General features: G+C 70.8%; 5 protein-coding genes. All 5 read right to left on the bottom strand.

Annotation, left to right across the window (positions count from 1 at the left end):
- Positions 1 to 5: 5 nt before the first annotated feature.
- Genes OWM54_RS40210 through OWM54_RS40190 form a run of 5 tightly spaced genes read right to left on the bottom strand, consistent with a single transcriptional unit; the run spans position 6 to position 21,098 of the window.
- Positions 6 to 1,259: a beta-ketoacyl reductase gene (locus OWM54_RS40210; protein WP_267700759.1), complete on the bottom strand. Its 1,254-nt coding sequence runs from the start codon at positions 1,257 to 1,259 to the stop codon at positions 6 to 8.
- Complete coding sequence (locus OWM54_RS40205; protein ID WP_267700758.1) at positions 1,217 to 5,461, bottom strand: type I polyketide synthase; 4,245 nt, start codon at positions 5,459 to 5,461, stop codon at positions 1,217 to 1,219. The genes OWM54_RS40210 and OWM54_RS40205 overlap by 43 nt, the downstream gene beginning before the upstream one ends.
- 9 nt (positions 5,462 to 5,470) lie before the next feature.
- Positions 5,471 to 14,365 carry a non-ribosomal peptide synthetase/type I polyketide synthase gene (locus tag OWM54_RS40200; protein WP_267700757.1) on the bottom strand — a complete coding sequence of 2,965 codons (8,895 nt, stop codon included), beginning with the start codon at positions 14,363 to 14,365 and terminating at the stop codon, positions 5,471 to 5,473.
- A complete protein-coding gene (locus OWM54_RS40195) occupies positions 14,362 to 18,900 on the bottom strand; it encodes a type I polyketide synthase (RefSeq protein ID WP_267700756.1) in 4,539 nt (1,512 codons plus the stop codon). The genes OWM54_RS40200 and OWM54_RS40195 overlap by 4 nt, the downstream gene beginning before the upstream one ends.
- Positions 18,897 to 21,098, bottom strand: coding sequence for a beta-ketoacyl synthase N-terminal-like domain-containing protein (locus tag OWM54_RS40190; protein ID WP_267700755.1), 2,202 nt, complete (start codon positions 21,096 to 21,098; stop codon positions 18,897 to 18,899). Before OWM54_RS40190 ends, OWM54_RS40195 begins: the two co-directional genes overlap by 4 nt.
- Between the last annotated feature and the right edge of the window lie 133 nt (positions 21,099 to 21,231).

The following is a 21,231-nucleotide window of genomic DNA, read 5'->3' as shown; positions in this document are numbered from 1 at the left end:
GGTCCTCAGCGGGTGAGCGCGCTCACCAGCTCCTGGTCGATGAGTGAGGTGAGCTCCTGCTCCGACAGCGCCTGTATCTCCGCGGTCAATGCGTCCTCCCGCGTCGGGCCCTCCAGTGGCCGCTGGGTGGGCTCGCCCAGCCCCAGCTCTCCCGCGAGGTGCGTGACGAGCCCCGACACCGAGGGAAAATCGAAGACCAGCGTGGAGCGCAGGCTCTTGCCGAGGCTGCTCGCGAGCCGGTTCTTCAGCTCCACCGCCAGCAGTGAATCGAAGCCCAGGTCGAAGAGCCGCTCGCCACCGGAGAGCCGCTCCGACTCCGCCAGCCCCAACGTGCGTGCGACCTGCTCCGCCACGTGCTGGCGCAGCAGCTCCAACCTCCGGTTCGGCGCGGCCGCGTCCAGTCGCGCGCGGAAGGAAGGCGCCCGCGGCTCCATCGGCGCGCCTCCCAGCAGGCCCTGGAAGAAGGCCTGACGCGAGAGTCCCGGCCACTGCTCCGCGAGCCGGGTCCAGTCGATGGGGAAGACACCGAGCGAGGTGTTCGCTCCCCCCATGAGGCGCTCCAGAACCTCCAGCCCCCGCTCCACCGGAATCGTCCCGAAGCCCAGGGCAGCGGGCGACCTCGCCGACGCCGGGCCCATTCGCGCGGCCATCCCCGTCTCTGCCCAGGAGCCCCAGTTGAGGGTCAGCGCGGGGTACCCCTGCGCGCGCCGGAGCTGGGCCAGTGCATCGAGGAACGCGTTCGCGGCGACGTAGTTGGACTGCCCCGGCGTTCCCAGCACCGAGGCCGCCGAGGAGAAGCAGACGAAGAAATCCAGCGGCATCCCGGCGGTGAGCACGTGAAGGTTCCACGCGCCCTGGACCTTGGGTGCCAGCACTTCGCGGAAGCGCTCCGCCGTCTGATGGGCCAGGGTGCCGTCGCGGAGGACTCCCGCGGCGTGGAAGAGTCCTCGCAGCGGAGGAGCGTCGTTCAGCTGGGCCAGGGCCGCCGCGAGCTCGTCGCGAGAAGCCAGGTCCGCCAGGGCCACACGGATGTGGACGCCTCGCGCCGTCAGCGCGTCGAGCTGCCGCTGGGTCTCCGCCGATGGCCCATGCCGCCCCAGCAGGATGAGGTGTCGCGCGCCCCGGTCCGCCAGCCACCCCGCGAGTCGGAGTCCAAGCCCGCCCAGTCCACCCGCGACGAGGTAGGACGCGTCCGAGGAGAGCTCCAGCTTCCGCGTCACCGCGCGAGCGCGGGCGCGCTCCAAGCGAGCGACGGACAAGCCCTCCGCGCGCACGGCGACCTGCTGCTCCTGCTCGGCCAGCGCGAACGCACGCAGGCAGGCCTCGGCCTCCCCGTTGACGGGCGCACCGGGGAGGTCGACCCGGAGGCAGCGCAGCTCCGGCAGCTCCGTGGACACCGCCTGCCCGAGGCCCCACAGCGGCGCCTGCGCGATGCGCGGCTCGTGGGCATCGGAGACAGCGCTTGAGTGCCTCGGGTGATGAGCATCAACCGGGGCGTCCAGGAAGCTCGCGTCAGGGCCTGCACCAGGTGCAGCGCGCCCTCGCAGCTCGACCCCTCTTCATCGTCGCCCCACAGGTACACGAGGCCGTGCGGAGCCGCGCCGTGCCACTGCGAGAACAGGTGGTCGAAGTGGTCGGGCCTCGCGGGGTCCACGGAGAGGCCCTTGCGTACGCGGGTGACTCGGGCACCCCGCTGTTCGAGCAGCGCGGCCAGCGAGTCCCCGACGTCCTCATCGCCGATGAAGACGACCCAGTGCTGCCCCGCCGGGCGCAGCTCGCCCTGGGAGGCACACGGGCGCCAGGTGACGCGGTACAGCCAGTCCTGCCAGTCCACATCGAGGCCGCGCAGCAACACCTCCCGCTCGGCCTTGCGGACGGAGAGCCCGGTGAGGGACGCGACCACGCTGCCGTCCTCGGCGCAGAGGGTCATGTCGGTGGTGGGGCGTTCCGTCGAGCCGGCCTGGGCGCGCTGCGAGGCGAAGGTCCAGAGGCGCGCGGGCAGGCGCTGGTAGAGGTCGAGGCGGTGGATGGCGACCGGGAGCAGCAGCGCGTCGTCTGGCGACAGGGGCGTGACGGCGGCCGCGGTCCGGAGGCACGCATCGAGCAGCGCCGGATGGGCGCGGTAGCCCACGCCACGCGCTTCCACCTCGCTGAAGGAGCACGCGGCCCCAGGCCCCCGGTGCAGCGACGACAGCACTCGCAGCGAGGGGCCGTAGTCGAGCCCGCGCTGACGAATCGCCTCGGAGAAGGCCTCGAGGTCGACGGGGCTGGGGCAGTCTTGCCGTCGTGCCTCCAGCGCCACCCGAGGCGGCGGCGTCGCACCGGGCGCGTGGACCCGACAGGTCAGGTGGGTGCTCCAGGAGGAGCGCTCGCCCCGCCCTTCGTCCTCCCGGCTCATCACGGTGCACGTGAAGCCCGCGGCGCCCTGCTCCTCCAGGAGCGTCTGGACGACGCGCGTGCGCGACTCCGGCAGGATGAGCGGCTGGTGGAGCGTCACCGCCTCCAGCGTCATGGACTCCGAGCCCGACACCTGCGCCACGGCCGAGGCCACCATCTCCACGAAGGCCGCGGCGGGGACCACCGCCTTGCCGAACACGCGGTGGTCCTCCAGGAGTGGAAGGGCCCGCGCCTCCAGCTCTCGCGAGAAGACGGCGGTGCCTTCACGCAGCGCCACGGAGTCCCACCGCTCACCGAGCAGTGGATGCACCGCGGGCCTCGTGGGACGTGACCAGGGCGCGGGAACGTCCAGCCAGTGCCGCTGCCGCTCGAACGGATAGGTCGGAAGGGCGATGCGCCCGCGTGCGCCATCGACGCGCGCCAGGTCCACCGTCGCGCCACGCACGTAGAGCTCCGACACGGCGCGCAGCAGTCCCATCCGGTCCGAGCGACGCGGGTGCAGCGTCTCCAGCCACAGGGCGGATTCGGAGGCCGCGAGGTCTCGCGCGAGGTTCGACAGGACCGGCTTCGGACCCACCTCGAGGAAGGCGCGCACCCCACGCTGGAGGAGCGTGCGGAGTCCCTCCGCGAAGCGGACCGGCTCGCGGCAATGCCGGACCCAATAGTCCGGACACGTGAAGCCCTCCCCTGCCTCGGCGCCGTCGAGGTTGGAGATGAGGGACACCCGCGGCGCCTGGAGGCGCACACCGGCGACGACGCGCGCGAACGACTCCAACATCGGCTGCATCAGCGGCGAGTGGAACGCATGCGAGACCTTCAGGCGCTGGCTCTCGATGCCCTCGGCGGCCAGCTCGCGCGCGATGGCGTCGAGCGACTCCCGCGCTCCGGAGATGACCGTGTTCCTTGGCCCATTGAGCGCCGCCAGCGACACCCGCTCATGCCCCGCCACGGCTCGGAGGACTCGCGCTTCGTCGGTGAAGAGGGCCAGCATGGCGCCGCGCTCGGGCAGCGCCTGCATCAGCCGCGCGCGCTCGGCCACCAACGGGAGCCCGGCCTCGGCGGTCAGGGCGCCGGCGAAGATGGCGGCGGCATACTCACCGACGCTGTGCCCCAGGACCGCGTCGGCGTGGAGGCCCCACGAGCGCAGCAGACCGGCCACCGCCAGCTCGAGCGCCACGATTGCCGGCTGCGTGTACCGCGTCTCGTCCAGCGCGCCCGCGTCGCCCTGGAACAGCACCTCGGTCAGCGGCCGGTCGAGATGGGGGCGGAGGATCTCCTCGTAGTGGAGGAGGTCGCGACGGAAGCCCGGCTCCGTCTCGAACAGCTCCCGCCCCATGCCCACGTACTGGGCCCCCTGCCCGGTGAAGAGCCACGCGACGAGCGGCGCCTCCGGGCCTCGCTGCCCTTCGACCCAAGCGCCGGTGGTTCGGGACTCGCCACGGCTGAAGTCGCGCAGGGCGGCGGCCAGGTCCTCGGAGGTCGAGGCCACGAAGGCCACGCGCTCCTCCAGCGAGCTCCGGCTGACCCTCGCCGTGTGGCAGACCTGCGCGAGCGCATCCTCGCGCGCCCCGCCGAGCGCGTCCGCGAACGACGCCGCCAACCGGCGCAGGCTGCCGCTCGTGCGGGCCGAGAGCGTCAAGAGCTGCGGCAGGCGCGCGGTGGCCTGGACGGCCGCCTGTTCCGGACGCGGCGCGGACTCGAGGATGACGTGCGCGTTGGTGCCCGAGAACCCGAACGAGCTCACGGCCGCGAAGCGCGGCGCCTCGGCTCGCCAGTCGCGCCGCGCGGTGGGGACCTCGACGAAGAGCCGGCTCCAGTCGACGTGCGGCGTGGGGGTCCGCAAGTGGAGGTGGGGAGGAATCGCCTCGTTCGCCAGACACAGGGCGGCCTTCATCAGCCCCGCGATGCCCGCCGCGCCCTCCAGGTGGCCCAGGTTCGTCTTCACCGAGCCCACCATCAGGGGCTGCTCGCGCGTCGCCCTGTCCCCGTAGACCGCGGCGAGCGCCTCCAGCTCGATGGGATCACCGAGCGCCGTCCCGGTCCCATGGGCTTCGACGTAGCCCACGCGCGCCGCATCGACGCGCGCATCCCTCAGTGCCTCCGCGAGGACCTGTCGCTGCGCGAGCCCGTTCGGGACCGTCAACCCGCTGGTCCGGCCATCCTGGTTGACCGCCGAGCCGCGAATCACCGCGACGATGGGGTCCTTGTCCGCGAGGGCATCCGCGAGCCGCCGCAGGACGAGGAGGCCACAGCCCTCCCCTCTTCCCATCCCATTGGCCGCCGCATCGAAGGCCTTGCAGCGCCCGTCCACGGCGAGCATGTGCGCGCGCGACTCAATCAACGTCGCGACCGGCGACAGCACCAGGTTCACCCCGCCCACCAGCGCGAAGTCGACCTCGCGCTGGCGCAGCGAGCGGAGCGCGAGATGGACGGCGACCAGCGACGACGAGCACGCGGTGTCGACCGTGAGGCTCGGCCCCTGGAAGTCGAACGTGTACGACAGCCGCCCCGAGGCGACGCTCGCGCCATTGCCCGAGCCCGTGTGCGCGTCGATGAGCTCGGGGGACTGGGTGGCGAGCTGCGTGTAGTCCTGCCCCATCATCCCGATGAACACGCCCGTTCGGCTTCCTCGCAGGGAGCTCGGGTCGCGCCCCGCGCTCTCCAGTGCCTCCCAGGCGACCTCCAGCAGCAGCCGGTGCTGCGGGTCCATCCGCGCCGCCTCGCGCGGGGAGATGCCGAAGAACCGGGGCTCGAACTGGTCGATGTCCTCCAGGAACGCGCCGTGACGGCAGTAGACCTTCCCCGGCTGGTCGGGCTCGGGGTGATAGAAGGCCTCCGCGTCCCATCGCTCCTTGGGGACCTCGGTGACGGTGTCGACACCGTCGAGGAGCAGTCGCCAGTAGCGACCGGGAGTCGAGGCGCCGCCCGGGAACCGGCATCCCATGCCGACGATGGCCAGGGCCTCATGCCGCTCGCGTGCGTGGGCGTCGAGCTGTGCCTGCGCCTCCTGGAGCTTCAGGAGCGCGCGCTTCATCAACTCCGCATGGTCTGCCTGGGCGGACACGGCGGGCTCCTAGTTCATCTTCGAGAGCTGCTCTTCGAGCAGGTGGGCGAGGTGCGCTTCGGACAGGTTCTCCAGTTCGGACGTGCCCTGCTCCGGGGCTTCGGGAGGGGCGATGGTGGGCGAGGCGAACTCCAGGGGAAGGAACGCGGTGGCGAGCTGCTCCGCGAGCTTCTCGGTGGTGGGGTAGTTGAAGACGAGGGTGGCGGGCAGCGAGAGCCCGAAGCCGCTCTGGAGCCGGTTCTTGAGCTGCAGCGCCGCCAGGGAGTCGATGCCCATCTCGCTGAAGCCTTGCGAGGGGTCGACCGAGGCACCGGAGGCCGCGCCGCGAATCCACGCCACCTGCTCACGCAGGTAGTCCAGGAGCAGCTTGCGACGCTGCGTGACGGGCGAGCGGGCGAGTGTCTCCAGGAAGCGCGCGCGCTCCACGGTCCGCCCCCGGGCCGCGTCGCGCAGCTCGGCGTCGTAGGGCGAGGAGCGGCCACCGCCGAACACCGCCCAGTCGATCTCCGCGACGCCCACCTGCGCGACAGGGCTCGTGAGCAGCGCTTCCAGTGCCGCCAGCCCCTCGCGCACGGGGAGGCTCCCCCAGCCCGGAGTGTGGGAGCGCGCGCCGACGTCCACGCGGGCTCCGGCGTCTCCCGCCCACACCCCCCAGTTGATGCTGAGCCCCGGCAGTCCGAGGGCTCGGCGGTGATGCGCCAACGCGTCCTCGAACGCCGTCGCCGCGCAGTGGTTCGACTGTCCGGCGGAGCCGACCAGGGAGGCCACGGACGAGAACAACACGAAGTGGTCGAGCGCGAGCTTCGAGGTCAGCCGGTGCAGGTTCCACGCTCCCCTCACCTTGGGCCTGAGCACGTTCTCGAAGCGGGCCCAGCGCTGCTGGCGCAGGACTCCGTCATCCAGCACACCCGCCGAGTGGAACACGCCACCCAGCGGCGCGAGCTCGTCGGAGATCTCCCGGAGCACTGCCGCGAGCGCGTCCTCGTCCGCGACGTCCACCTGTCGGTACTCGACGCGCACCCCGAGCGTGCGCAGTCGCGCCAGCCGCTCGGCCGCCTCCGGCCCCACCGCGCCACGCCCCGTCAGCACGAGGCTCCGCGCGCCCCGATTCGCCAGGAGCTCCGCCGTCAGCAACCCCAGCCGACCGAGCCCACCCACCACGAGATAGGTGCGATCCTCCCGGACAGCGTCAGCGCCCGCCCGCCGCGAGGACGCGGGCAGAGCCTCGCGAGCAGAGACCCTGCGCAGCCGTGCGACCTGGCGGCCACCGCGGAAGGCGACCTGGTTGTCCGCCACTTCTGTTCGCGCGTGGAGCTCCCGCGTGAGCGCCTCCACCTGCGCATCCGGTGCGCTCCGTGGATCAAGGTCGACGCACCGGACATCCAGCTCGGAGGACTCGATGGCGACAGGTCGCGCCAGGCCCCAGAGCAGCGACTGTGCAATCCCAGGGAGTGACTGCCCGGTGACGACGGCCTGCGCGCCCCGCGTCACCCACCACACGGCCTGGGAGTATCCACGCTCGATGAGGTAGCGCAGCAGCCCGAGGCCGCCTCCGCATCCGCGCCGCGCGTCCGCGTCGAGGCTCGCCGGGTCGAGGTCCTCCGAATCCGCGCCGTCCAGCCCCCACAGCAGGATGACGTCCGAGAGCGAGGCCGGAAGCCGCAGGGTCCGCAGGGCCTCCGCGAGCACCTCGGGGTCCTCCGGCAACTCGAAGCGCGTGTCGCCGATGGCACGGAACGTCTGGCCGCGGAACGCGATGAAGCAGGTCCGTCCATCCCGTTCGAGTGCTCGCGCGAGCTGCAGCCCCAGCCCACGCTCGTCCGCGAGAATCAGGCACGGTCCGCGCTCCGTCGGAGGGGTGCCCGCCGCCTCCAGCGCGAGCGGCTCCCACCGGCGCTCGTAGAGCCATCCATCCAGCGGTGACTGGGTCGCCGGGCTCAACGCTTCCCGACGGGTCCGCTGGAGCTCCAGTCCGAGGACTCGCGCGCACAGCCTCCCCTCCCTCCCGAAGACGTGGACATCGGCGCGAAGCCGCTTCCACGTGGCATCCAGGGGCAGCACCACCGCGTGGCTCCACATCCGCGCGTCGAGTCCTCCGAACAGCTCGAGGCTCTCCACGTTCATCGGCACATAGAGCTCGGAGCCGCTCGACTCCGGATACACGCCGCCCACCACCTGGAGACACGCATCCAGCAGCGCCGGGTGCGCGAAGAACGCGTCGTGGTCCCCGAGCACGGCGGGCCTCTCGATCCGGGCCAGGACCTGCTCCGACTGTCGGCGCAGCTCGGTGATGCCCTGGAACTCCGCGCCGAAGTCGACCCCGGACTCCCGCGCCCTTCGATAAGGGTCTGGGATGAGCAGCGCGGCCCGCTGCATCGCGAGCACCGCGTCGTATCCCGCTGACTCACCAGGCGCCTCTCCCTCGAGTGGGGCGAGGAGCGTCGCGGTCGCATGAAGGACCCACTCGCCTTCCGCGTCATCCATCGCGCGACTGAAGATGCGCGCCGTCGCCGTGCCAGCCTCGTCCTTGCTCACCGAGCACTGCACCCTGCGACTGGAGTCTCCAGGGAAGGTCATCGCCGCGAGCAAGGACAGGTTCTCCAACCGCGGCGCCTTCGTGCCGAGCAGTCGCGCGCCCGCGGCCAGCGCCATCTCGACGTAGGCCGTCGCGGGCAACGTCGGAGTCCCGAAGACGCGATGCTGCCCCAGGAAGGCCTGCGACGAAGGACCCAGCGTCGACTCGAACAGCAGCGCGTCCGCCCCGAGCACGGCCAACGGCAGGCGCGCGCCGAGCAGGGGGTGCTCCTCCCGGGTGACGCTCGTGCCCTGAAGCCGCTGCAGCCCCGCGCCCTCTTCCCAGTACCTCTGCCGCTGGAAGGGATACGTGGGGAGCGCCACCTTGCGCCGGGTGAAGCCCGCCTCGAAGGCCGTCCAGTCCACGCGGACGCCTCGGACATACAGCGCCGACAGACTCTCCAACATCTGCTGCCAGCCGCCGTCCTCGGGCCGCAGGCTCGGCAGCCACGCGCACTCCCCTTCCGGAACGCACCGCGCCGCCATGCCGAGCAGCGTCGCCTTGGGCCCCATCTCGATGAACACCCGCACCCCGTCGCGGTACAGGTGCTCCACGCCCTGAGCGAACCGCACCGGGTCTCGGAGCTGGCGGCACCAATAGTCCGGCGTGGTGATGGCGTCCGTGATGGGCTCGCCGGTCATCCCGGAGACCATGGGGACGGCGGGCCGCGCGTAGGAGAGCGTGGAGGCGACGGCCCTGAACTCCGGGAGGATGGCCTCGACCATGACCGAGTGGGCCGCGCGCGGAATGTTCAGGCGGCGCACCTTGAGGCCGCGCGACTCCAGGGCCGAGGCCACCTCCCCCAGCTCGCCAGGGGGACCGGAGACGACCACGTTGTCGGGACCATTGAGCGCGGCGATGGAGCAGCTCCATCCGCCTCGCGCCAGGACCTCGCGGACCTCCGCCTCACCCGTGGAGACCGCGAGGTTTCCGCCCTCGGGGAGCTGATGCATCAGCCGGCCGCGGTGGATCGCCAGCTTCAGTCCGTCCTCGAGGCTGAACACCCCCGCGAGGCACGCCGCCGCCAGCTCTCCCGTGCTGTGTCCGAGCAGGACATCGGGCTGGATGCCCCAGGACATCCACAGCTCGGCCAGCGCGTACTCGAGCGCGAAGAGCACCGGCTGCGCGTAGTCGAACTGGTCGATGGGCGAGTCGTGTCCCGGCTCCAGATAGAGCACGGAGTGGAGCGAGCGTCCCCAGACGTCACGCAGCAGCACATCGAACGCATCGATGCGGCGGCGGAAACCCGGATGCGTCGGATAGAGCTCGCGAGCCGCGCCGACGTACTGCGAGCCCTGCCCCGAGAAGAGGAACGCGACCTTCGGCGACGACCTCGCGTCGAGCACGCCGTGTACCAACCCCGGACGCTCCTCGCCCCTCGCCGCGGCGCCGAGCGAGGCGGCCATGGCACCACGCTCCGAGGCCACCACCGCGAGCCGATGCTCGAAGGCGACCCGGCCCGTGTTCGCGGAGAAGCACACGTCCGCGAGCGACACGTCGGTTCCCTCCAACAGCGCCTGGTACTGGCCCGCGAGCAACCGCAGCGCCGCGTCATTGCGCGCCGAGAGCGTCAGGACATGACGGGGGCGATCCGCGCCGGAGGCCTCGGGCACCTGTGCCGCGGGAGCCTCTTCCACCACCACATGCGCGTTGGTGCCGCCGATGCCGAAAGAGCTGACTCCGGCGCGGCGCGGGCCGCTCGCCACATTCCACGGCGTGGCCTTGTCGACCACGAAGAACGGGCTGTGCTCGAAGTCGATGCGCGGGTTCGGCGCCTCGAAGTGAAGCGAGGGCGCGAGGGTGCGGTGCTGGAGGGACAGCACGACCTTGATGAGCCCGGCGATTCCCGCCGCGCTGTCCAGGTGCCCGATGTTGCTCTTCACCGAGCCCAGCGCACAGGACCGGGACTCCGCCTGCTCACCGAAGGCCCGGGTCAGCGCCGCGACCTCGATGGGGTCGCCCATGGCGGTCCCCGTCCCGTGCGCCTCGACGTAGGAGATGCTCCGAGGGTCGATGCCGGCGCGCTGGTGCGCCCGGCGGACGACGTCGGATTGCCCTTCGACACCGGGCGCCATGAAGCCGACCTTCCGGTGCCCGTCGTTGTTGATGGCGGAGCCCTTGATGACCGCGAGGACCCGGTCCCCATCGGCGAGCGCTCGCTTCAGGCGCTTGAGCACGACGACGCCGGCGCCGCTTCCAGGGAGGGTGCCGCTGGCCCGGGCATCGAACGGCCGGCAGTGGCCGTCCTTCGAGAAGATGCTGCCCTCTTCGTAGAGGTAGCCGACCTTGTGCGGGACCTTGATGGCCACCCCGCCCGCGAGCGCCATGTCGCAGCGTCCGTCGAGCAGCGCGTCGCAGGCCGTCGACACGGCGACGAGCGACGTCGAGCAGGCCGTCTGGAGGTTCAGGCTCGGACCGCGCAGGTCGAGCTTGTAGGACGTCTGCGTCGCCAGGAAGTCCTTGTCCTGGGACACGAGGTCCTGGAAGAAGCTGAGCGGCCGCGTGAGGTCCGGATACGGATAGCGGTAGTGGCTGACGCTCTTGCCCGCGTAGACACCGACGACGGCGTCGCCCGCGCCAGGTGGGTAGCCCGCGTGTTCGAGCGCCTCCCACGAGCACTCCAGGAACACGCGCTGCTGAGGGTCCAGCGAGCGCGCCTCGCGGGGGGTGAGGGAGAAGAAGTCGGCGTCGAACGCGTCGAAGTCCTCCATCACCGCCGAGGCGCGGACGTAGCGCGGGTCCCGGAACGCCGACTCGCTCACGCCCGCGGCCCGCAGGTCGTCATCGGTGAAGGTGCCGACGGACTCGACGCCATCCACCAGGTTGCGCCAGAACGCATCGAGCGTGGCCGCGCCGGGGAAGCGTCCGCTCATCCCGATGATGGCGATGTCCCGGTCCTCCTGCGTCGGAGGTGCCTCGACGACGGGCGTGGTACGCGCCGCGGTCCCCGGAGCGCCGAGTCGCGCCGCGAGCGAGCGGACCGTCGGGTTCCCGAACAGCTCGACGACGGGGATGGTCAGCGCCAGGGCCTGCTTGATGCGCAGGTGGAGCTGGATGAGGTGCACGGAGTTGGCGCCGAGCTCGAAGAAGTTGGTATCCGGATGGACCGCCGGAATCCCCAGCACGGCCCCGACGGCCTTGGACAGCGCGTCCTGGAGCGCGCGCGTCCCTTCGCCGCCCCCTATCGCCGGGGGCGGCCGCGATGCGGGGTCCTGCTTCGCCTGGGCGACCTCGTCGGGGTGAGGCAACGCCCGGCGGTCCACCTTGGCGTTGCGGGTCAGCGGAAGGGCGTCCAGCACGACATACGTCGCGGGCACCATGTGCTCGGGGAGCACGCGCGAGAGGAACTCGCGGACACGCCTCGTGTCGAGCTCCCGCGCACCGTCCGCGAGGACGACATATGCGACGAGTCGCTTCTCATGGTGCTCACCGACGGCCCCCACCACGGCGGCGCGGATGTCCGGAGCACGGAGCAGCGCCGCTTCGATTTCTCCGGGCTCGATGCGCTGTCCACGGATGGAGAGCTGGAAGTCGACGCGGCCGAGGAACTCGATGGTGCCATCGGGCAGATACCGGCCGAGATCTCCGGTGCGATAGATGCGCTCGCCCGTGCGAGGGTGGACGGTGAACTTCCGCGAGCCCGCCCCCGCGCCGATGTAGCCCAGGGCCACGCCAATGCCCGCGCAGCACAGCTCGCCGGGGACCCAGACAGGCCGCTCCTCCAGCCGTTCGTCCAGCACGTAGTACCGGGTGTTGGCGATGGGCTTGCCGTACGGAATGCTGCGACGACGCTCGTCCGCCTCCTCGACGGGATGGGTGATGTTCCAGAGCGACGTCTCGGTCGGTCCGCCGACGCTCACCACCTTCACACCGCCGAAGCGCGCGCGCAGGCGCCCGGGGAGCGTGACGGCGATCCAGTCGCCCCCCAACATCACGAGCCGCAGCGGACACGCGAGCCGGACGTTGCCTCCCTCGAGGTACGTCAGCAGCATCTCCATCATCGCCGGCACGGTGCTCCAGAGCGTGACGCCGTGACGGGCCATCAGCTCGACCCAATGCGAGGGGTCTCTGCGCCGGGAGGCATCGGGCATCACCACCGTGCCGCCCGCGCTCAGCGTTCCGAAAACGTCGTAGACGGAGAAGTCGTGGTGGAGGGCGCTCAGGGCGATGAGCCGGTCATCCGGCCCGACGCCGTACTTGCGGTTCGTCCACTCGATGGCGTTGACCATCCCCGCGTGCGTGAGCATCGCCCCGTTGGGCTGGCCCGTGGATCCGGACGTGTAGAGGATGTGCGCGAGGTCCTCGGGCCGCTGCGCGGTCGACAACGGCGCGTCGGGGTACTCACCGAAGGCCTCGGGGGTGAGGACCAGCACCTGGACGGACCCGGGCCACGAGTCCCGGGCGAACTTCGGCTGGGTCACCACCCGCTCGACGCCGCCGTTGCGCATCATGAAGGAGCGCCGCTCCAGCGGCAGGCCCGCGTCGATGGGCAGGTACGCGGCGCCCGAGGCCAGGACGCCGAGCACCGCGACGACCTGCTCCCACCCCTTCTCCATCACCACCGCGACCACGTGATTGGGCGCGGCGCCACGCTCGCGCAGCACATGGCCCAGGCGGTTGGCGCGGCGGGCCAGCTCGCCATAGCTCAGCGTGCACCCCTCGGCGACCAGGGCGAGTGCGTCGGGACGCGCGGCGGCGTTCCGGTAGAAGCCCGTGTGGAGCAGCTCACCACTCAGCGGACGGGCCGTGTCGTTGACGCGGGAGATGAGCTCGCGCTGGCGCGGCGGAAGCAGGTCCAGGTCCGCGCGCTCCCAGGCCGCGTCGTCCTCCGCCAATCGGAGGAGCAGCGCGTGGAAGCTGGCGAACATGTCCTCCAGCATCCCGGACGGGAAGAGTTCCTCCGCCACGTCCCAGTTCAGGAAGACGCCGCCCCGCTGGTAGACGATCTGAAGGTCGATCCACACCTGTGGCGTCTGCGTGAGGGCCTCGACGAGCCCGCCGAACGACTCCGCCAGGAAGTCCACCCAATGCGAGTCCCCGCTCCGGGAGTGGGAGGCGAAGCTCGTCATCACCACGGGCATGATGGCGCCGGAGATGCGCCCCTGGGCGCGGAACAGCTCTCGCAGCAGCTCGACGCCGCTCACCTCGCGATGTTCGAGCGCGAGGAGGAGCTGCTCGCGAATCGCCAGCGCGCGCTCGGTGAAGCTGCGCTCCGGATGGTGGTCCACCTCGACCAGCGTGAAGCTGGCGAAGGTGCCGATGATGTCGTTGACCTGGGGGTGGACGGGCAGCCGGTTGAAGTGCGGGACGTTGAGCGTGAAGCGCGGGCCACGGCTCCAACGGGCGATGACCTCCGCGTACGCGGCCAGCAGCAGCTCGGGCTCGGTCAGCCGGCGTGCACGGGCCCGCTGCTTGAGCCGCTGCCACACCTCCGCGTCCACGCGCGCGAACCAGCGGCGGAAGCGCGGGCGCCGGAGCGTGCGGGGGTCCTTCTCCAGCGGGAGGTCCGGCGCGGGTGGAAGGTGCGGGAGGCGCGCGCGCCAGTATTCGAGCGAGCGCGCATGGCGGGCATCTCGGGCATGGTGCACGGCGAGCGAGTAGTCCCGATACGACAGCGTGAGGGGCGCGACTGTGGCTTCGGGGTGCCGGTAGAAGTGAACCAGGTCCCGGTAGAGGAGCTGGAAGCTGTACCCATCGATGAAGGTCCCATCGATGCTCATGAAGAGGCGCACGCGGTCGCCGTCGAGCAGACACGCGCGCAGCTCGAACAAGGGCCACTGGTCGAGCGGGAGCACCTGCTGGGACAGCCGCTCGCGGATGGCGACGAGGCGTGCCTCTGCCTCTTCCTGGCCGCGCCCGCGCAGGTCCTCAACGGGCAGGTGGTAGCGAGGGACGGAGGGGAGGATCTGCTGTTGGAAGCCCGGGGCCTCCACGGCGCGCAGCATCTCGTGTCGGTCCACGACCCGGTTCCACGCCTCCTCGAAGCGCGCGAGGTCGAGCGCGGGGCAGTCGAGCTCGTTGTACGCGTGCATCGACGCGTTCATCTCCAGCTCGGCCTGTCGGCCCACGCTGTAGGCCTGCTGGAGCTCGGTCATCGGGAACGGCAGGTGCCGCTCCTCGGGCCGAGGAACCACCTCCAAGGGAGTGCCTGACAGAGGCTCGTCCCGCTCCGACAGGAGTGCGCGGAGCGCCGCCTTGTGCTCCATGAGCTGTTCGCGCAGGTGCGGGGGAAGCACCCCGTCCGGCGCGTCGACGGCCAGGTGCTCGCCGTCCACGCTCAGCGTGATGCCGTGAGCGGCCAGCGACTGGAGGAGCTCCGCCAGCGTCATAGGAGGACCCGCTTGGTGTCGGTGCGCGCCGAGGACACTCCGCCCATCACGCTGGCGACGGCGAGCTTCTCCAGCAGCTCGGCCGCCACCTGCCCGATGGAGCCGTCATCCACGAAGCGCTTGAGGGGCAGCCCCACCTCGAGCTCGCCCAGGACCAGGTCGCGCAGCTCCAGCGCCATGATGGAATCGAGGCCCAGCGACTCGAACGAATCCGTCGCCGCGAGACGCTCGGGAGCCAGTCGGCAGACCTGGGCCACCATGTCCTTCAGCCGGGCCTCCATCATCTGGGAGCGCGCGGAGCCCTCCAGCGAGAGCAGCACCTCGCGGAGCTTGCGCGGCTCAGCCTCCGCGGCGGGCGCGTGGACCCGGGGACGGAACAGGGACGAGCGCGCCACGGACGGGTGACTGCGTGCCCAGCGCTCCGCATCGAAGCGGGCGATGGCGCGGACCACGGGGGCTTCCGCGAGCGTGAGGGCCATGGCGGACAGCGCGGCGTCGACGGACATGGGCTCCATGCCGTGCTCGGCGAGTCGGGCACCGCGCCTGGCGTCCGCGGCGGCCATGCCGACCTCCGCCCAGCTTCCCCACTGGAGGCTGATGGCGGGCAGCCCCCGTGCGCGACGAAGGTGGGCCAGCGCATCGAGGAAGGCGTTCGCCGCGGCGTAGTTGGCCTGCCCCGGAGCGCCCAGCAACGAGGCGGTCGATGAGAACAGGACGAACTGCTCCAGCGAGTCATCCGTGGCCAGTGTGTGGAGGTTCCAGGCGCCGTCCACCTTGGGGCCCATGACGCGGTCGAAGCTCCGGGGCTCCAGTTGGAGCAGGGAGCCGTCGGCCAGCACACCCGCGCAATGGAAGAGCCCGCCGAGGGGAGGTCCTCCACTGCGCACCGAGCGCAACAGGTCCGCGACCGCCTCGGACTGGCTCACATCGACGGAGAAGACGTCCACCCGCGCTCCCGTGGCGCGCATGGGAGCCAGGGCCCGACGCGCCTCCGGCGTCTCTCCCATCCGGCCGCAGAGCGCGAGGTGACGCGCGCCGTGGTCCACCAGCCAGGAGGCCAACCTGAGCCCGATGCCGCCGAGCCCGCCCGTGATGAGGTACGTGCGGTCCGCTCGCGGACGGAACGGCTTCGTGGAGGGACGACGTCCTTGGGTGAGCGTCGGGACCAGCCGTCTGTCTCCGCGCAGCGCGACCTCGTCGTCCTCCGCGCCGGGCGAGGAGGAGCGACGGAGCTCGTCCACGAGCAACCGCGACGAATCCACCCCCGACGCGGAGTCGACGTCGATGCGGAGGCACCGCAGCTCGGGGTGCTCGTAGGCGATGACCCGCCCGAGCCCCCAGAGGGAGGCGCCCAGGAGAGACACCGACTCCGAGCCTCCGCCCACGGCCTGCGAGCCTCGGGTGATGAGGTACAGCCGAGGGGGCCTCTCCAGCGTCGCGCGGGCCAGGGCCTGAACGAGCGAGGTCAGGGCGACGGCCTGGGCCCGGACATCACGGGGCAAGGACTCGGGGTTTCCGGCGCGAGCCAGGAAGAGCACTCCGCGAAGCGGCTGGTCAGCGGAGCAAAGCTCGCGCAGCAACATCGAGAAGGACGCGACCTGGGTGAAGTCGAGACGATGGTCGCGATCCGACACGCGCTCGAAGGCAGCGCCTGGACGCGCCAGCACCACTTCGCCTCCCGCATCGGCCAGTGCATCACGGAGCGACTGGGTGGCCTCCGGTTCCTCGGAGACGATGAGCCAGGTGCCATCCAGTCGGGCCTGCGCGTGCTCCGACTCACGAGGGCTCCACGAGAGTTCGTGAAACAACTCCGCACCCGCGGCGGCATCTTCGACCACCACGGGCGCGATCTCGCCGTCCCACCAGAAGCGCTCGCGCTGCCACGGGTAGGTCGGAGCGACGACCTTCCTCCCCTCCGGGAAGAGGTGCTCGAAGCGGAGAGGGAATCCAGCACAGTAGAGCCTCGCGGCGAGGGTCAGCAGCTCCTGACGGGTCCCCAAGCCGGCCTGCAGCACGAGCACGTCCCGGCCCCGGCGCTGCGCTGCCGCTTCCAACGCTTCGCCGAGAGAGGCCTCACACGCCAGCGACAGGTAGACGGAGGCGCTCCGCTCCATCAACTGTTCGGCGGACAGGTCCACGTCGGGAGCATCCCGGTTCGCCAGGTCGCCAGCTGTCCCGTTTGCTCCCGCGTCCAGCCACGCCTCCTCTCGGAAGGACAGGAAGGCGCACTTCGCCGGACGGACAGGAAGCGAGCCAGGCGAGAGAACCCCCAGGACGCTCCGGAGCGCCTCCTCCACGGTGAGCAGGCCCGCGATGACGGCGGCGGAGATTGAACCCACGCCATGACCGGCGACAGCGGACGGCTCGACGCCGAAGGCGCGCCACATCTCCGCCAGGGCGAGCTGACAGATGAGGAGGAGCGCTGCATCCCCCTCGTGCCCACCCATCGGCTGGAACACCGACTCACCCTGCGTTCTGCCGACGAGGCCATCGCGGCTCTCGCCATGGGGACGGCGCGCAGCCACCTCGTCGCGCCCCTGCGCGAGCACCGAATCGCCCGCCTCGCCGACGAAGCCATCGCGCCCGTCGATAGGGCGAAGGCGTGCAGCCGCCTTCGTGCGCTCCTGCTCGGCCACCGACTCGCCCGCCACCTCGTGGGCGAGGCCGTCGCGTTGGTCGGCGGAGCGCAGGTGCCCGGCCTCACGCTCACGCGCAAGTTCGAACACGGACACGCCCGCCACCTGCCGGAAGACGCCGTCGAGCTGCTCGACGTGGCGAAGGAATGCCTGCTCCTGGCCATGCTCCGCGCGCATGCGCCCACGGGCCGCGGAGACGTCATCTCCCAACACGAAGACCACGCCACGTCCGCCCGAGCCCTTGAGCCGCCCCTGGAACGCCCCCTCCCCCTCGCGCCCCTCCGAAGCGCGGCGCAGCAGCGCCTGCAGCTCCTCGCGCGTCCTGGCAACCAAGGCGAGGCGCCGCTCGTGGTGCGCACGTCCCGCCCCCGCCGTGAAGCATGCATCCCGGAGGTTCATCCCCGGCAACTGACGCGACCACGCCCCAGCCAACTCCCTCAGCGCGGCCTCGCCACGCGCCGAGAGCGGCAACAGGTAGGGCCCCACATCCGGAGCGGCAGCCACCGTCTCCCGATGCGCTTCGAGCAGCGCATGAGCATTCACCCCGCTCATCCCGAACGAGCTCACGGCGACCCGATGCGGACGACCCAGCTCCGGGAGGGACCTGCGCTCGCGCACCACTTCGAGACCGGAGCCTTCCCAGGTGAACTCGGGCGTCGGGTGCTCGAAGTGCACAGCGGGCGGGACCTCCCCCGTCTGCAGGACCGTCACCGCCTTGATGATCCCCGCGATTCCCGCCGCCGCTTCGGTGTGACCGATGTTCGGTTTGACAGAGCCGATCCACAGCGGCCGCGCCGAGCCCCGCCCACGCCCGTAGACCCTGGCAATCCCCTCCAGCTCGATGGGGTCTCCGAGCCGGGTCCCCGTCCCATGGGCCTCCAGGTAGTCCACCTGCCCCGCCTCGAGTCCCGCGCGCTCCAGCGCGAGCCGATACAGCGACTCCTGCGCTCGGACATTGGGCACCGTCAGCCCACCGCTCGCGCCATCATGGTTCGTCGCCGTGGCTCGAATCGTCGCGAGGATTCGATCTCCATCCCGGACGGCGTCCCGCTGCCGCTTCAGGATGATCACGCCACATCCCTCCCCCTGCACCATCCCGTCCGCGTCACGGTCGAAGGCGCGGCAGGTCTGGCGAGGAGAGAGCGCCCCCGCCTTGGCCAGGAACACACTCAGATGCGGCGCCAGGAGGAGCTTCACGCCGCCCGCGATGGCCACCGTCGACTCGCCCGCGCGCAGGCTCTGGCAGGCCAGATGCACCGCGACCAGCGAGGACGAGCAAGCCGTGTCCACGGCCATGCAGGGCCCCTCCAGGCCCAGCAGATACGAGAGGCGCCCGGCGACATAGCTCGCGTCCACGCCCGTCGAGTAGTGCGCGTCGACGCGCTCCAACCCACCGTCCGCGATCAGCGCGTAATCCCGAGCGTGGATGCCGGCGAACACGCCTGTCCGCGTCCCCGCGAGCCGGTGCGGCGAGAGCCCCGCGTCCTCGAGCGCCTCCCAGCTCACCTCCAGGAAGAAGCGCTGCTGCGGGTCCATCCCCTCCGCCTCCCGTCGGGAGATGCGGAAGAACTCCGCGTCGAACCGGTCGACGCCTTCCACGAACGCCGCCCGGCGCATCGTCGTCCTGCCAGGCGCGGACGGCTCAGCGTCATGAGCGCCCCGCAGCGCTCGACGCTCAGCGGGGACGTCCGTCACCGCGTCACCCGAACTCCAGAGCAGCTCACGGAAACGTGCGGGATTCGAGGCTCCGCCTGGAAACCGACAGCCCATCCCGATGATGGCGATGGCGCCGTCGTCAGCCCGGGCGACAGCCCCGAGCTTCCGCTGGAGCTTCTCGATGGTCAGCAAGGCCTGCTGCAGCGGCGTCAACTCCACGCCCGCACCGTCCTCGCGGCTCATCCCTCCACCTCCTCGTGGTCGAGCTCCGCGAGCTTCCGCGCAATCAGCTCGCGGGCCTGCGCCTCCGACAACCCGGAGATGCGCTCCACCAGCCCCGCGTCCTCGTCAGACGCCCGAGCGCCCCCCGCCCGCGAATCCAGGAGCCCCCGCAGGCCCGTCGCCAGCGAGTCCAACCGTGGATGCTCGAAGAGGAAGGTCGTCGGCACCGCCACGCCCAGCTCCCGCGTCAGCCGACCCGAGAGCATCACCAGGGACACCGAGCTCATTCCCAGCTCGAACAGCGTCCGCCCTCGCCAGTCCAGCTCCGCGGGCTCCACCTCCAGCACCGCCGCCACCTGCCCCAGGAGGAACTCCAGCAGCCGGGCCTCGCGCGCTGGTGTGGTTCCCTCCCGGAAGTCCATTCCCGTGGCCGTCCTGGGCACGGGCGCCTCGGCGGACTCCGGCCTCGAACGCGAGGGAGCACGAGACACCACCTCGGGCGAAAGCCACTCCGGCCACAAACGCTGTCTCTGAAAGGGATAGGCCGGAAGACTTACACATCGTCCTTCGAGCCCTGGGAAGGCCTCGCGGCAAACCCTGCCTTTCTCCAGATAGGTCCGCCCCGCCTCGACCCAGTGGCTCGGCAGGCCCTCCTCCACCCAGAGGGTCTGTTCCGGAGAACCGATGAATGCCTTCAGCATTCGCATCAATCCTTCCCGCCCCCCGGCGAGCATCGCGGCACGATGGCGATGGTGCTGCCGCTTGAACATCGCGGTAAAGCAGACATCCCCGAGCCGGATAGCAGAGTCTGCGTTCTCCGAAAGGAAATCCAGAACCTGCTGGGACTGCTGCCTGAGTGCCTCCGGGGTCAGCGCGGAGAGCACCAGGAGGTGGTTCGACGAGATGGCCGCAAGCCCTTGCATGAGAGGAAATTCCGGGACGGACTCCAGGACGACAAAGGCATTGGACCCACCCAGGGAGGTAGACACGACGCCAGCGCGTGCGGGTCGACCTGCCCCGCGGTCTGACCAGGCCTCCAGGCTTGACTGGATTTGCAGCCCCAGCTCGTCGAAAGCGAGTGTGGGATTAGGGGAATCCACATGAATCGTCGGTGGTAGGGTGCGGTGGTACAGCGACAGGCAGACCTTGATGAGCTGCGCGATGCCAGCCGCCGCCCCCAGATAGCCCAGGTTGTTGCTGATCGCGCCCAGCCGGCAGGGCTCCGAGCGCGCGCCACCCAGCGCCTCGGCGATGGCGAGGGCCTCGGCCGCGTCGCCCTTGAGGAAGGCCGAGCCGTGCAGCTCCACGTAGTCCAGGCTGGCGGCCTCCACGCCGCCCCGTGAGCAGGCCTGACGGATGACGTCCGTCTGCGCCTCGATGCTGGGCGCCATGATCCACTCGTTGCGGCCGTTGTGGTTCACGGCGCTGCCACGGATCACCGCGTACACGCGATCACTCGGGTCCACCCGGGACAGCGGCTTGAGGACGAGCATCCCGGCGCCCTCGCCACGGATGTAGCCATCCGCTCCGGCATCCAGGGTCCGGCACTCCCCGCGCGCCGACAGCACCCCGGCCTGGGAGAGCATGATGCTGCTGTCCGGAGAGAGCATCAGCTCCACGCCACCTGCGAGCGCGCAGTCAACTTCTCCCAACATCAGACTTCTACAGGCCTCATGTACGGCCGTCGTCGACGAGGCGCAGCCCACGCTGGAGCAGGTGCTGGGCCCCCGGAGGTCGAAGGCATGGGAGATGCGATTGGCCGCGAAGGACGGCGTGGTGCCCAGCACGGAATACCCATCCAGCGCCCCCCAGTCCCGCGCCAGCATCCGCTGGAAGTCATTGAAGTTGACCCCGACGAAGACCCCGGTGCGGCTGCCTCGGAGGGAATCCAGGGGGAGGCCCGCGTCCTCCAGCGCGTGCCACGCGCACTCGAACAGCACGCGGTGCTGGGGATCCATCTGCCGCAGCTCCCGCTTCGACAGACGGAAGGCCTGGGGATCCGCCGATGCGACGTCCTCCAGCAGTCCAGCGCGCCAGTGGCGCACCTTCCCCGGAGTGGCCGGGGTGGGCTCATGGAGCAAGCCCTTCTCCCAGCGGGAGGTCGGGATCTCTCGGGTGGCGTCCAATCCCTCGCACAGAAGCCTCCACAGGCTCCGCGGACACTCGGCCCCAGGAAATCGAAGGCCGATGCCCACGACAGCGATTGCCTCGTGTCGCATTGCACAAACCCTTAACGCACCCGGAATCTCCAGGTCAAACATTGCGAATCACATACCAGACAATCAAAACAGACCCAACCCGGCACACATGCAAGCCAAGGCAACCCGGGGGATTCTTGACGATTCACACACA

Source organism: Myxococcus sp. MISCRS1, assembly GCF_026626605.1.
GTDB classification, from domain to species: domain Bacteria; phylum Myxococcota; class Myxococcia; order Myxococcales; family Myxococcaceae; genus Myxococcus; species Myxococcus fulvus.
This window is presented reverse-complemented; position numbering and strand designations above follow the sequence as displayed.

What these genes read in the sequence shown, in the direction of transcription:
- OWM54_RS40195 (WP_267700756.1), bottom strand. Translation starts at nt 18,900, where the DNA reads ATGAGCCGCGAGGACGGTGCGGGCGTGGAGTTGACGCCGCTGCAGCAG.
- OWM54_RS40200 (WP_267700757.1), bottom strand. Translation starts at nt 14,365, where the DNA reads ATGACGCTGGCGGAGCTCCTCCAGTCGCTGGCCGCTCACGGCATCACG.
- OWM54_RS40190 (WP_267700755.1), bottom strand. Translation starts at nt 21,098, where the DNA reads ATGCGACACGAGGCAATCGCTGTCGTGGGCATCGGCCTTCGATTTCCT.